Source organism: Ruegeria sp. CDSC081, assembly GCF_059610485.1.
Genome location: NZ_JBXWNS010000003.1, coordinates 37,827 through 50,212, shown reverse-complemented (window position 1 = coordinate 50,212; position 12,386 = coordinate 37,827). Strand labels below are relative to the sequence as shown.

Annotated in this window: 11 protein-coding genes; 7 read left to right on the top strand and 4 right to left on the bottom strand. The window is 54.6% G+C overall.

The genetic code is table 11. The features are described from left to right. The first annotated feature begins 65 nt into the window (after positions 1-65). From AC2FH9_RS05820 to AC2FH9_RS05810, 3 genes are all read left to right on the top strand, one after another. On the top strand, positions 66-1,646 hold the full coding sequence (locus AC2FH9_RS05820) for an FMN-binding glutamate synthase family protein (protein WP_496871052.1): 1,581 nt from the start codon (positions 66-68) through the stop codon (positions 1,644-1,646). A 61-nt stretch (positions 1,647-1,707) separates the two neighbouring features. Continuing rightward, entirely contained in the window at positions 1,708-2,247 is a 540-nt protein-coding gene (locus AC2FH9_RS05815; protein WP_496677288.1) for an RNA polymerase sigma factor, read from the top strand. Further along, a complete protein-coding gene (locus AC2FH9_RS05810; RefSeq protein WP_496871051.1) occupies positions 2,244-4,181 on the top strand; it encodes a vWA domain-containing protein in 1,938 nt (645 codons plus the stop codon). The genes AC2FH9_RS05815 and AC2FH9_RS05810 overlap by 4 nt, the downstream gene beginning before the upstream one ends. Before the next feature lie 19 nt (positions 4,182-4,200). Here AC2FH9_RS05810 and AC2FH9_RS05805 read toward each other — a convergent pair whose 3' ends face one another. From AC2FH9_RS05805 to AC2FH9_RS05790, 4 genes are read right to left on the bottom strand one after another with little or no spacing between them, the layout of a single operon-like run. Continuing rightward, the gene (locus AC2FH9_RS05805; RefSeq protein WP_496871050.1) at positions 4,201-4,833 is read right to left on the bottom strand and encodes an ABC-type transport auxiliary lipoprotein family protein; all 633 of its coding nucleotides are present in this window, start codon (positions 4,831-4,833) and stop codon (positions 4,201-4,203) included. A gap of 14 nt (positions 4,834-4,847) precedes the next feature. Continuing rightward, positions 4,848-6,164, bottom strand: a complete 1,317-nt coding sequence (locus tag AC2FH9_RS05800) for an MlaD family protein (RefSeq protein WP_142636429.1) — start codon at positions 6,162-6,164, stop codon at positions 4,848-4,850. Between the two features lie 5 nt (positions 6,165-6,169). After that, positions 6,170-6,985 (bottom strand): ABC transporter ATP-binding protein, encoded by an 816-nt coding sequence (locus AC2FH9_RS05795; RefSeq protein WP_271949003.1) that lies wholly within the window; start codon positions 6,983-6,985, stop codon positions 6,170-6,172. Position 6,986: 1 nt separating this feature from the next. Beyond that, positions 6,987-8,111: an ABC transporter permease gene (locus AC2FH9_RS05790; RefSeq protein WP_496693778.1), complete on the bottom strand. Its 1,125-nt coding sequence runs from the start codon at positions 8,109-8,111 to the stop codon at positions 6,987-6,989. A gap of 191 nt (positions 8,112-8,302) precedes the next feature. Here AC2FH9_RS05790 and AC2FH9_RS05785 point away from each other — a divergent pair, with 191 nt between their 5' ends. The 4 genes from AC2FH9_RS05785 to AC2FH9_RS05770 all read left to right on the top strand — a co-directional run bounded on the left by AC2FH9_RS05785 (position 8,303) and on the right by AC2FH9_RS05770 (position 12,318). Further along, entirely contained in the window at positions 8,303-8,707 is a 405-nt protein-coding gene (locus AC2FH9_RS05785) for an SxtJ family membrane protein (protein ID WP_142636423.1), read from the top strand. Between the two features lie 16 nt (positions 8,708-8,723). Then, positions 8,724-8,873, top strand: coding sequence for a DUF5989 family protein (locus AC2FH9_RS05780; protein WP_142636421.1), 150 nt, complete (start codon positions 8,724-8,726; stop codon positions 8,871-8,873). 4 nt (positions 8,874-8,877) lie between these two features. Next, positions 8,878-10,713, top strand: a complete 1,836-nt coding sequence (locus AC2FH9_RS05775; RefSeq protein ID WP_142636420.1) for a carbamoyltransferase family protein — start codon at positions 8,878-8,880, stop codon at positions 10,711-10,713. A 72-nt stretch (positions 10,714-10,785) separates the two neighbouring features. Further along, the gene (locus AC2FH9_RS05770) at positions 10,786-12,318 is read left to right on the top strand and encodes a sulfatase-like hydrolase/transferase (RefSeq protein ID WP_496871049.1); all 1,533 of its coding nucleotides are present in this window, start codon (positions 10,786-10,788) and stop codon (positions 12,316-12,318) included. The last annotated feature ends 68 nt before the right edge of the window (positions 12,319-12,386 follow it).

The window sequence follows — 12,386 nt, the reverse complement described above, 5'->3', positions numbered from 1 at the left end:
GCTTGCGTGCAATCGCGAATTTGTACCACGGTGACTCAGCTAACAGCCACAGTGGGAGAGCACGAATGATTATACGCAGACTCTATTACGTGTTGAGCTTCGTGTGCCTGCCACTGACAATCGTGGCTGGGTTTTTCTGGCCACCGGCTCATTGGTTCCTTATTGTCCTGATCCCATATGCGGTGACCGGTCTCTATGATTTACTGACCACCAGGCATAACGTACTTAATAACTACCCGGTTCTGGGACATTTCCGGTATATGCTGGAATTCGTCAGCCCAGAGATACGGCAATATTTTGTTGAAACCAACGAAAACGGCCGTCCCTATAATCGCATCATTCGCAGTCTGGTTTATTCCCGTGCCAAAGGGCAGGTTGATACCCAGGCATTTGGAACCCAATACGACATCCAAACCGTTGGATATCACAGGGCCAATCACTCGCTTGCGCCCAAACATGTGCCGGAAAGCGAAGAACGGGTGATGTTGGGCGGGCCGCAATGTTCCCAACCCTATAGTGCCTCGCGCCTGAACGTTTCAGCGATGAGCTTTGGTGCCCTCAGCGCCAATGCAATCCGAGCGTTGAATGGTGGGGCAAAGGATGGAGGTTTTGCGCATAATACGGGTGAGGGTGGTCTGTCGCCGCACCATCTGGCCGAAGGTGGGGATATCATCTGGCAGATTGGCACTGGGTATTTCGGATGCCGCGCACCGGATGGCGGGTTCGACAAAGACAAATTCACCGAAAGAGCCAGGAACGAGGTCGTCAAGGCGATTGAAATCAAGCTGTCGCAAGGGGCCAAGCCCTCGCACGGGGGGGTGTTGCCTGCGGCCAAGGTGGATGAAGAGATTGCGCAGATACGCGGTGTTCCCCTGCATCAGGACGTGATCTCTCCGCCAATTCATTCCGCATTTGACGGACCTACCGGCTTGATGAATTTCGTTCAAAATCTGCGCGAGATGTCGGGTGGCAAACCTATTGGGTTTAAGTTGTGCATTGGTCGTCCGTCCGAGTTCTTAGCGATATGCAAAGCCATGCTGGAAACAGGCATCCTGCCTGATTTTATCACCATTGATGGTGCCGAAGGCGGCACGGGCGCGGCCCCTGTAGAATTCACCAACCGGTTGGGCATGCCTTTGAACGAGGCGTTGATTTTCGTGAATAACTGTCTGCGCGGTGTGGGTTTGCGCGATAAGATCCGCATAATTTGCTCGGGCAAAGTCGCCACAGGCTATGACATCATCGAGAAATGCGCGCTTGGGGCCGATATGTGTAATGCGGCAAGGGCAATGATGTTTGCAGTGGGATGCATTCAGGCGCTTCACTGCAACACAAACCGATGCCCGTCCGGCGTGGCCACACAGGATCCGGTACGAGGCCGCGCTGTGAATGTTCCGCAAAAAAGACAACGGGTACATCGCTATCACGACGCGACATTAGAGAGCTTTCGCGAGTTGCTGGGCGCCATGGGCAAGGAAAAGGTCTCCGAACTTCACCCTTCGGACATCCTTCGGCGTACTGCAGATGAAAGAGATCGCTCTTATGCTGAACTCTATTTGCATCTTGAAGAAGGCGCTTTGCTGAAGGCTCCGCTTCCGGATGAATATGCAGAGGACTGGAATCGCGCATCGGCGGATCATTTCTGATTTTTTTGTGTGCATTGCCAAGGATTGATGTTTTTGGTTCGTCTTACCCATTGTGATGCGCATGAAAACATCGGATGAGAATCTGGCAAAGGCCGCTGCTGCAGGGGACGCTGATGCGTTTGCCACGCTATTGGCACGCCACTACGACAGGGTCTTTCGGTTGGCTTTTCGACTGACAGGACGCGCGGATCAGGCCGAAGATCTGACGCAGGATATATGCGCCACCTTGCCGTCAAAGATCGTAGGTTTTCGTGCCAAAGCCCGGTTTACGACATGGTTGTACCGTGTTGTTGTCAATGCAGCCGAGGATGCACGCCGTCGCGCGACCCGTCACACAAAGGCGGCCCACGGCTGGGGGGATGTAGAGCAGATGCGCCGGGCCGAGGTGCAGGAAACGGCCGAGGCTGTCGATTGGTTGCAACGGGCCATGCGGTCCCTGCCACAGGACTTGCAAGACACTCTGGCCCTGACCCTCGAGGATGAGATGACTCATGCAGAAGCTGCAGAGGTGCTGGGTGTTTCCGAAGGGACAGTGTCCTGGAGGATGTCAGATATCCGCAAACGGCTGCGCGCCTTGCGGCAAGAGGAACTGGCACAATGACCGATGAACTGGACAAGCTGAAGATGCTGATGGACGCCGCCACGCCGACCCCGGATGCATCGCGACGGATTGAAAATCTGAGCCAGGCGCAAAAAAAATTCGATAATATCCAAGGATCGACCTCTGCGCGACGTCCCACTGTCAAGCGCGGCCTCATAGCCCGCCTGACAGAAGGAGCGAAAGCCATGTTGAATGCCCTCTCTTATCGCGGTGCCCTGACCGCTACCACCGCAGTTGCTGCTGTGGCTCTGATTGTGATCTTGCCGCAGACGCGCGACGAAGTTGTTGCGCCACTGCCCTGGTCCGAGGACCGCGCCGACGCACGGCAGGAGTCTGACCTATTGGTGGCGGATATGCCCGAGGCCAATCTCGAAGAACCAGTTGTTGAGGCGCCTGTTGTGATTGAAGAAACAATCGAACCTTCCGCCAAGAGGCAGGGGGCCGTTGCGCAGCTGGGGGCTGCGGACCTTTTACAGCGCGCGCCGGCATCGGCGATCGGGAAATTTGACATTCAACATGAGACTGTTCCCGCGCCGGAACAGAATACCGAAACTTTCGCGAACGCGGACAGCAACTCGCTGAAGATCACGACGGACGAACCGGTTTCGACTTTTTCGATTGATGTAGATACCGCCTCTTACGCCATTGTTCGGTCGTCTTTGATGAATGGCTATCTGCCGCCCAAGGATGCGGCGCGGGTTGAAGAGATGGTGAACTATTTCCCCTATTCCTACCCAGCGCCTGATGGGGCGGAACCGTTCCGTTCTACGATCACCGTGACACCGACGCCTTGGAATGAGGGGACGCAGCTTGTTCATGTCGGCATCCAAGGGGTCATTCCCCAGATCGAAGACCGTCCTCCATTGAACCTGGTTTTCCTGATCGACACATCGGGCTCAATGCAGGATGCTAACAAATTGCCGCTGCTGAAACAGTCTTTCAGGTTGATGCTGTCTGAACTCAGGCCGGAAGATCAGGTTTCGATCGTCACCTATGCGGGAAGTGCCGGGCAGGTATTGCAACCGACCGCGGCAGCCGAAAAGACGACCATTCTCTCAGCCCTCGACAGGCTCGAAGCCGGTGGCTCGACAGCGGGGCAGGCCGGGTTGCAGCAAGCCTATCAAGTGGCAGAAGGTATGGCTGCGGACGGTGAGGTGACCCGCGTAATTCTGGCCACCGATGGCGATTTCAATGTGGGTCTGTCAGACCCTGATGCCCTGAAGGATTTTATCGCCCGTAAGCGCGACAGTGGTACATTCCTAAGCGTTCTGGGTTTTGGCCGAGGCAATCTGGACGATGCCACCATGCAGGCTCTGGCCCAGAACGGAAACGGGCAGGCGGCATATATCGATACGCTGGTTGAGGCGCAAAAAGTATTGGTCGATCAACTTACCGGGGCGCTTTTTCCCATCGCCAACGACGTCAAAATCCAGGTCGAGTTCAACCCGTTACAGATCGCTGAATACCGTCTGATCGGTTATGAAACCCGATCCCTGCAGCGCGAGGACTTTTCAAATGACAAAGTGGATGCTGGTGATATTGGAGCAGGTCACACTGTAACGGCGATCTACGAGGTCACGCCAGTTGGTTCCGATGCGATCAGAAACGGCCCGTTGCGGTATGCTGAACAATCCATATCGGATGATTCAGCGGAAATTGGTTTCTTCAAAATGCGTTACAAGCTTCCTGGTGAAGATCAAAGCAATCTGATGGAGCAGCCTATTTTACCCGGACAAGGGACAGTCACGGATGACATCCGCTTTTCCTATGCGATTGCAGGATTTGGTCAGTTGCTCCGGGGCGGAGAATATCTTGGCGGCTGGTCCTATGCGGATGCCATTGATCTGGCCACGCTGTCCCGAGATGAGGATTTTTTCGGATATCGGGCTGAAGCTGTCACCTTGATGCGTCTGGCCCAGACGCTGGCTGAGTAAGGTCCGGGCTTGGGAGAAACTAGAATGACCTAGGGTTGTTGGCTGTATGGGTACTAATTCTACGAATGCTCCATTCGACAGCATCCCGCATGGTTTTACCCAGAGCAACGTCAAAGGCAGTAACCAGATCTTCGGTCTGGTTGCTTTCGGCAATTATGTTCTCTTGGAACGAATTCGAAGCGATGATTTTGTCGTCGAACTCGTCCACGATCTTGATATTCATGCGAACTTCGACGCGTACGGTCGAGCTTTCACCATCCTGGTTAACGACAATGCCCTGAAACTCGCGTAGATCGGGAACAATCACATAATCCGGACGAAGCCCCACGGTCGAACGACCCACGGCGGATACCCGTCCACTGTTTTCATAGCTTTCGACCAAAAGCGCCTGGACGATCAGCGGCGCACGATCCACCCATCTGGCACGCGGCAGATATTGAACCTGCAAAGGTGTCGGCTGAACTGCAATTTGATCGGTATTTACCGCGGCAGTCGCGGTTGGCTCTTGGACCACGATCTGTTTCTGGATGCGTGGCAGCGAAGAAGAAAACGTGCTTTTGGGTGTCAGCAGATAGAGATCATTGGGTTCTGAGGCCTGCCGCAGCGTTTCCAGTCCAGTACACGCCCCCAAAGACGCCAAAACTGCGGTCATTATCAAATGCCTGATCATTGACGATACTCCGATGCTTGGGTCCCAAGAAGGAAACGGGCGGGGTCGCGTTCAACTTTGTCCACCAGACGATCGAGGCTGATCACCAGTCGTTGGGATTCTTCTATGAAACGCGTGAATTGTGGCAGGCCAACCCGCATGAAATCGGACAGTTGACGGCGATTGTCCTGAACGATGCCGTCGATCGTTCCCAAAAGTTCCGAGGCCGATTTGGACGCGCTGAGGATATCGGCTGAAATATCATCAAGCCTGTCTGTCACTTTCGTCACCGTGGACGCCACTTGGTTGGCGGCATTGCGGACATCATCCATGACGACGCCGATATCTTTGTTGATCACCTCATTGGCCGAGTCAAATGCGCGTTCAGCTGAGGTCAAAGTGCCCTTTGCTGTTTCCATCGTACCAGTGACGGAGCCGAGCGTTTTGTTTGCGTTCACGAAAGTCTCGGAAACCGTGGCCAGCGCGACGCGCCCATCTTCGGTCAGGACCGTAAGGTGGTCTGCCAGGGTCGAGGCCCGTTCGATGAAGGGCTGCAGATCCTGCTGCATGATGCGATCTGCTGCGTCAAAAGTATCTTTTGCGCTGTCTAGGGCCGATACAGCTGTGTCGGATGCGGTTTTCAGGCTATTTAATGTATTTGTTCCGGCTTCCAGCGTTGTTTCTGCGGTGTCTGCCAATTTTTCGAGGCGTTTTGAGAAGGCTGAAATTTCTTTAGCTGCGCCACCCAAATCTGAGGACAAGTTTTCGAAATCTGCAAGGGTTTTGTCCAGCCTTCCGGTGGCCGAAGATACGTTCTCCAGAATCTGAGATACCTGCTGGCGGTTCTTGTCATCCACCACCTTGTCGATATCCTCGATCAGCGTAATCGCCTTTTCCAACAGTTTAGGGGCACCTTCGAACAAGGACTGGATGGTGCTGCGTTTGCTTTTGATCAGGCTGTCCTGTTCTAAACGCTTGGCCGAGGCCGAGCCTCCGGTCAGTTCCACATAGCTGACCCCGGTGACCCCAAGCGATTGTAACTGGGCGACGGTATCCTCGGTCACCGGGATACTTGCGTCTACTTCAATGCGGACGCGCACTTTGGATGGGTGCTCGTCATCCAAGTTAAGGGAGATTACCTGCCCGACTGGCAGTCCGTTGTAACTGACGCCACCTGCCGCAGACAGGCCGGAAACATTGTCGAACAGTACATTGTAATAGGCGTATTGCCGGGAAACCTCGAATTTGGCCAGCCATAGAAAAAAGCCAAACGCACCCAGTATTCCAGCCAGGGTGAATGCACCGATCAGGATATAATTTGCTCGGGTTTCCATGGGTGTTACCTGTCCTGACCCTTTTTTTGTGCTGCGCGCGCCCGGGGGCCGGTGAAATATTCTTGGACCCAAGGATGATCGACTTTGGTCATCTCTTCAATCGGACCATCAACCAGAACACGTTTTTCTGCAAGAACTGCGATCCTGTTGCAAATCGCATAAAGGCTATCCAGATCATGCGTGACCATAAACACAGTCAGACCCAGCGCTTGCTGAAGCTCGCCAATCAGGTCGTCATAAGCAGCGGCGCCGATGGGATCCAAACCGGCCGTTGGTTCATCAAGAAATACGATCTCAGGGTCCAGCGCCAGCGCGCGCGCTAAAGCGGCACGTTTGCGCATCCCGCCCGACAGTTCAGACGGGAATTTGCCACAGCTCAGCTGCGGCAGTCCGACCAAGCTGATTTTCAGACCGCCAAGCGCCGACATAAGGCTTTCACTTATTCCTGTATGCTCGCGCAGGGGGGCTACGACATTCTGCAACACGGTGAGCGACGAGAAAAGCGCGCCGTCCTGAAAGGCGACGCCCCAGCGGCGTTCGATGCGCCGCCTCTCTTGTTCGGGGCCGTTCAGGACGTCGACGCCCAGAACTTCGATGCTTCCCGCGGCCGGTTTGTTCAGGCCGACGATGGTGCGGAGCAAGACGGATTTGCCTGTGCCCGAGCCGCCGACAATGCCCAGTACTTCGCCCCGCCAGACATCCAGATTCAGATCCTGGTGCACGATCTGCGGTCCGAACCGGTTGGTCAGATTGCGGACCCGTATCACCGCCTCGCGCTGGGTGTCGCCAATCGGCATCTGTTCGCGGGTTACACCGTCCATTTCAGACCCCCAGTACCGAGAAAAAGATCGAGAACATGGCATCCAGCGCGATCACCAAGAAGATCGCCTGGACCACGGACGCGGTGGTTCTTTGCCCAACACTTTGTGCCGATCCTTTGACCTGTAAGGCCTGCCAACAGGCGATGATACCGATGACCAGCGCAAAGAACGGTGCCTTGATCATACCGATGGCAAATTGCCAGATGCCGGTGTTTTCCTTGAGGCGGGTCACGAACATTCCGGGGCTGACTCCAAGGTCGATCCAGCTCATAAGACCGCCGCCAATCAAGGCGGCGATATCGGCGATGAACCCTAGGATTGGCAGCATGATCAGCAACGCCACAACGCGTGGAATGACCAGAACCTCGATCGGATCCAGGCCCAGCGTCCGCATGGCATCTATTTCTTCTTGCACCTTCATCGAGCCGATGGAAGCTGTAAAGGCAGATCCCGAGCGACCCGCAACAATGATTGCCGTCAACAAAATGCCCAGCTCACGCAGCACAGAGATCGAGATCAATTCGACCACGAATATCTCGGCCCCGAACTGCTTGAGCTGCGTGGCCCCCTGAAATGCTAGTACAACGCCGATCAGAAAACCCATAAGGGCAACGATCGGAATCGCTTTCAAACCGGTTTCTTCCATCTGCGATACCAGCGCAGCCCGCCGCAGACGCCGCGGCATCAAGATTGTGCGGACCAGCCGGTGTAGCGTCAGGCCCAGAAACTCAAGCAACGACAAGCTGTCTTTCCAGCCACCGACTGTACGCTCGCCGACACGTGCCACCCAATCCAGAAAATCTGGCTTTCCGGGATCAGGGGCAGATTCGTCCGGCATGTTGCGGGAAACCGTTTCGATCAGCGCGGAATGCGCGGCGGTTGCACCGTGCAGCTCTACTTGCCCGCCGCTGGACTTCACCTTGCGGACAAGGCCGGCAATCAGCCAAGCCCCGCCAGTGTCGAGTGCCTTAACGCCTGTCAAATCAACTGTGACCGTTCCGCCGTTGGGATGGAAATTCGCGAATTCACGCTCAACCATATCCAGAGACTGGGTGTGAAGATCACCCGATATCTGCAGGTGAACCTGATCCGTATCCAGGTCAGTTGTGAATGTAGGCGGGGTCATGGGGGTATCTGATGTGAATCTGCATGGTGCTGCAACGGGTTTTTGTCACGCTTCAAGTATTTAGCCATCAAGCGATGCAAGATGGCATTCATCGCAAGAATGATGGTGTGAGCTTGCAAAAGGCTTGTTTCGGCAACCAGTAGTGTTATTCTTTGCGCAGGTTTTTTGTTTGGTTATTATGGTTGTGTTCAATGTCTGATCATCACGCGAAGGTAGAAGTCGAAATTGGGTCCGAACGGGGCTTTGGTTACGTCTTCACCGCTGTCTTCATAATTATCGCTCTTTGGCCCTTGTGGGGCGGAGGGTCGGTGCGCCTGATCCCAATGGTTATCGCTGGGGTTATTCTGGCTTTGACAGTTTTTGCACCCGCTACTCTGAAGGTGCCGAACCGGCTTTGGTTCAAACTCGGCATGCTTTTGGGTGCGATTGTGGCCCCAATCGTCATGTTTTTGGTGTTTATCACTACGTTTGTCCCGTTTGGGCTGGTTACGCGCCTGTTGGGAAAAGACCTGCTGTCACAGAAACTGGACAGTTCATCAGATAGCTACTGGATTGTTCGTGAAGAGCAGCCCGGCAGCATGAAACAGCAATTTTAACAAGGGAGTACCAGGCGTGACATTCGTATCCGAGCTCTGGTCATTTATGAAAGTCAGAAAGAAATTCTGGCTGTTGCCCATTCTGATCGTTTTGGGTGTGTTTGGTGGATTGATCGTGTTGAGCCAAGGCTCGGCGATTGCACCTTTCGTCTACACGTTGTTCTGATCACATGGCATACATTTTAGGTATTTCGGCGCTGTATCACGACAGCGCAGCGGCGTTGCTTTGCGACGGCAAGATCGTTGCGGCCGCGCAGGAAGAGCGTTTTACACGGCGCAAACACGACCCCGGATTTCCGGTAGAAGCCATCAATTACGTGCTGGCCGAATCGGGGGTTGCGCTTGAAGACGTCGACAATGTGGTTTTCTACGACAAACCGTTTCTAAAATTCGAACGGTTGATCGAGACTTACATTGCGGTGGCGCCACGCGGGTTCAATTCCTTCCGCATGGCAATGCCGGTCTGGCTGCGAGAGAAGCTATTTCTCAAGGATCTGCTTGCAAAGCAGCTTCGCAAAATCGACCCGGAATTCGATCTCGAAAAACTGCTGTTCGCCGAGCACCACATCAGTCACGCGGCCAGTGCGTTCTATCCTTCGCCCTTCGAAGACGCGGTCGTGCTGACTGTCGATGGAGTCGGAGAATGGGCAACCACCACCGTGGGTATTGGTCGCGGTAACGAGCTGACCATGGTGAAAGAGCTGCATTTCCCGCATTCGCTGGGTCTGCTGTATTCTGCATTCACCTATTACACCGGGTTCAAGGTGAATTCTGGTGAATACAAGGTCATGGGCTTGGCGCCCTATGGCGACCCCAAATACAAGGATCTGATTCTTGAACATCTTGTCGACCTGAAAGAGGACGGTTCGTTCCGCCTGAACCAGAAGTATTTCAATTATACAGCTGGTCTGACCATGACGAGCAAAGCGATGGAAGAGCTGTTCGACCAACCGGTTCGAAAAGCCGAAACCGACCAGCTGACGCAGTTCCATATGGATATTGCCGCCTCGGTTCAGGCCGTGACCGAAGAGATCATGCTGCGGATCACTCGGGACCTGGCGAAAGAGCATGGTATACGCAACCTCTGCATGGCCGGAGGCGTTGCTCTGAACTGTGTCGCGAATGGCAAAATCCTTCGCGATGGCGCCTTCGACAATGTTTGGGTGCAGCCCGCAGCGGGTGATGCGGGCGGGGCGCTGGGTGCTGCCTATGCGGCCTGGCATCAAGAGCTAGCGCAGCCGCGGCAAGTGACCTCGGGTGATCAGATGCTGGGGGCCTATCTTGGTCCGCGTTATGAAGATGACGACATAGCGCAAGAACTGGCGGCGGCCGGTGCGAAGTTTTCCACCTATGAAAATGGTGAGTTGATTGACCAGACGGCGCAGGCGCTGGCTGACGGGAAGGCCGTTGGTTGGTTCCAGGGGCGGATGGAATTCGGGCCGCGCGCGTTGGGTGCCCGCTCCATTCTGGGCGATCCACGGTCAGCTTCGATGCAGAAAACGCTGAACCTGAAGGTCAAGTATCGCGAAAGCTTCCGCCCATTTGCCCCATCCGTTCTGCGCGAAGACGTAGCCGATTGGTTCGAACTGGATGGCGATAGCCCTTACATGTTGATCGTGGCGGATGTGCAGGAAAAAATCCGGCGCAAGATGACCGAGGAAGAAGATGCTCTGTTCGGGATTGAAAAACTGAACGTCAAACGATCTGACATCCCTGCTGTGACCCATGTTGATTATTCTGCCCGTATCCAGACAGTCCACCAAGAGACCAACCCAGCCTATCACGCGCTGATTTCAAAGTTCAAAGAACTGACCGGATGCTCTTTGGTGGTGAACACTTCATTCAATGTGCGCGGCGAACCGATTGTGTGCACGCCCACCGATGCGTTCCGCTGTTTCATGGGAACGGATATCGAGGTCCTGTCCATCGGGAACTGCCTGTTGCGTAAGGAAGATCAGGATCCCGCGCTTAGGGAGAATTACGAGACAAAATACGAGCTGGACTAATCTGTTGCGCAAGCGGCGGAACCGCGACACAGTCTGCCCCTGAGACCTATTTGGTGGAATCGGGGGCAGGGAATGCGGCAGCGCGGAAATGTCTTGTTTGTCGTGATTGACCAGCTTCGTGCAGATTGTCTGACCGGCGCGCTGGCCGAGCATGTCAATTTGCCTAATTTGCGCGCTTTTATGGACGAGGCCGTAACGTTTAAGCGCCATTTCTCGGTTACTAACCCTTGTGGCCCGTCGCGTGCGTCCATCCTGACCGGGCAATATGCGATGAATCATAGATCGGTTCGCAATGGAACGCCTTTGCGGCACGACACGCCAAACATCGCAACCGAGATGCGTAAGGCGGGATATCTGCCCTTGCTCTACGGGTATACCGACACCTCGGCTGACCCACGGGTTTACGATGCCAATGACCCGATCCTGAAATCTTACGAACGTCCCATGGAGGGGTTTGAAGAGGTCGTGGAAATGCGGCTTGAAGAATCTTATCCCTGGCGCGCTGACCTGCTGAAAAAAGGTTATAGGTTCGACACATACTGGGATCTGCACAAACCTGTTTCAACCTCAGGTGAGCCATCCAAATTGAACGACCCGGCGGTGTACTGCGCCGAAGACAGCGACACCGCCTTTTTGACCAATGCTTTTCTGGACAGTATCGCGGCCTTCGGCGACCAAAGCTGGTTTGCGCATCTGACCTATATCCGGCCTCATCCTCCTTTGGTCGCACCCGCTCCCTATAACGATATGTACGATCCCGTCGCGTTGCCGGGGCCGGTTGGTCATGTCAGCCCAGAAGATGAACAGGCAATACACCCGTTTTTTGGACCAACGATGGCGCGGTATTCGGCTTCGGATTTCGTTTTGGGTTTTGATGAGGTGCAACCCTCCACGGCCAATATTCAGGCGCTGCGCTCTGTTTATCTGGGTCTTGCAACAGAGGTCGATTATCATATCGGCCGCGTTGTCCAGTTTCTCAAGGACAGCAATCAATATGATGAGACATTGATCGTAATCACAGCTGACCACGGTGAAATGCTGGGTGATCGACATAGCTGGGGTAAGATGACCGTCTATGACGCAGCTTATCACACGCCTTTACTGATCCGGATGCCAGGCAATCAGGCGCAGGCCGGAGCCGTGGTGACGGCACCGACCGAGTCGATTGACATCACGCCAACCATTTTGGATTGGGTGGGCCAGAGTATCCCGAATTCTATGGATGGGCGGTCTTTGATGCCGTTTCTGCAGGGGCAGGGACCCAAGGATTGGCGAAGCTTTTCTTTCAGCGAGCTTGACTTTGCCGAGCCGGAAAATCCAACCCTTTGGCAACAGGAATTGGGAACGGGTAGTAGCGATTCATGCCTGTCCATCTTGCGTGACGAACGGTTTACGCTGGTCGAGTTTGCGGCAAACCTGCCACCGCTTTTGTTTGACCACCTGCGTCGCGGCGAAATGGAAAACGTGGCGAGCAACCCGGAATACGCAACAGACCTGGCCAGGTTGGGGCGCGAGATGCTGCGGCACCGTATGCGAAATATGGACCATACGCTTTCCCTGCATTCCATCACCAAAGAGGGGCCAAAATCCAAGCTCAGGCATTAGTCGGGAATGTTGCCCTGTCTCTGCTACACCTGCGATCAATCTGATGTTACGCATAGCTTCAGAGAGGG

What these genes read in the sequence shown, in the direction of transcription:
- AC2FH9_RS05770 (WP_496871049.1), top strand. Translation starts at nt 10,786, where the DNA reads ATGCGGCAGCGCGGAAATGTCTTGTTTGTCGTGATTGACCAGCTTCGT.
- AC2FH9_RS05820 (WP_496871052.1), top strand. Translation starts at nt 66, where the DNA reads ATGATTATACGCAGACTCTATTACGTGTTGAGCTTCGTGTGCCTGCCA.
- AC2FH9_RS05815 (WP_496677288.1), top strand. Translation starts at nt 1,708, where the DNA reads ATGAAAACATCGGATGAGAATCTGGCAAAGGCCGCTGCTGCAGGGGAC.
- AC2FH9_RS05800 (WP_142636429.1), bottom strand. Translation starts at nt 6,164, where the DNA reads ATGGAAACCCGAGCAAATTATATCCTGATCGGTGCATTCACCCTGGCT.
- AC2FH9_RS05805 (WP_496871050.1), bottom strand. Translation starts at nt 4,833, where the DNA reads ATGACCGCAGTTTTGGCGTCTTTGGGGGCGTGTACTGGACTGGAAACG.
- AC2FH9_RS05810 (WP_496871051.1), top strand. Translation starts at nt 2,244, where the DNA reads ATGACCGATGAACTGGACAAGCTGAAGATGCTGATGGACGCCGCCACG.
- AC2FH9_RS05790 (WP_496693778.1), bottom strand. Translation starts at nt 8,111, where the DNA reads ATGACCCCGCCTACATTCACAACTGACCTGGATACGGATCAGGTTCAC.
- AC2FH9_RS05795 (WP_271949003.1), bottom strand. Translation starts at nt 6,985, where the DNA reads ATGGACGGTGTAACCCGCGAACAGATGCCGATTGGCGACACCCAGCGC.
- AC2FH9_RS05775 (WP_142636420.1), top strand. Translation starts at nt 8,878, where the DNA reads ATGGCATACATTTTAGGTATTTCGGCGCTGTATCACGACAGCGCAGCG.
- AC2FH9_RS05785 (WP_142636423.1), top strand. Translation starts at nt 8,303, where the DNA reads ATGTCTGATCATCACGCGAAGGTAGAAGTCGAAATTGGGTCCGAACGG.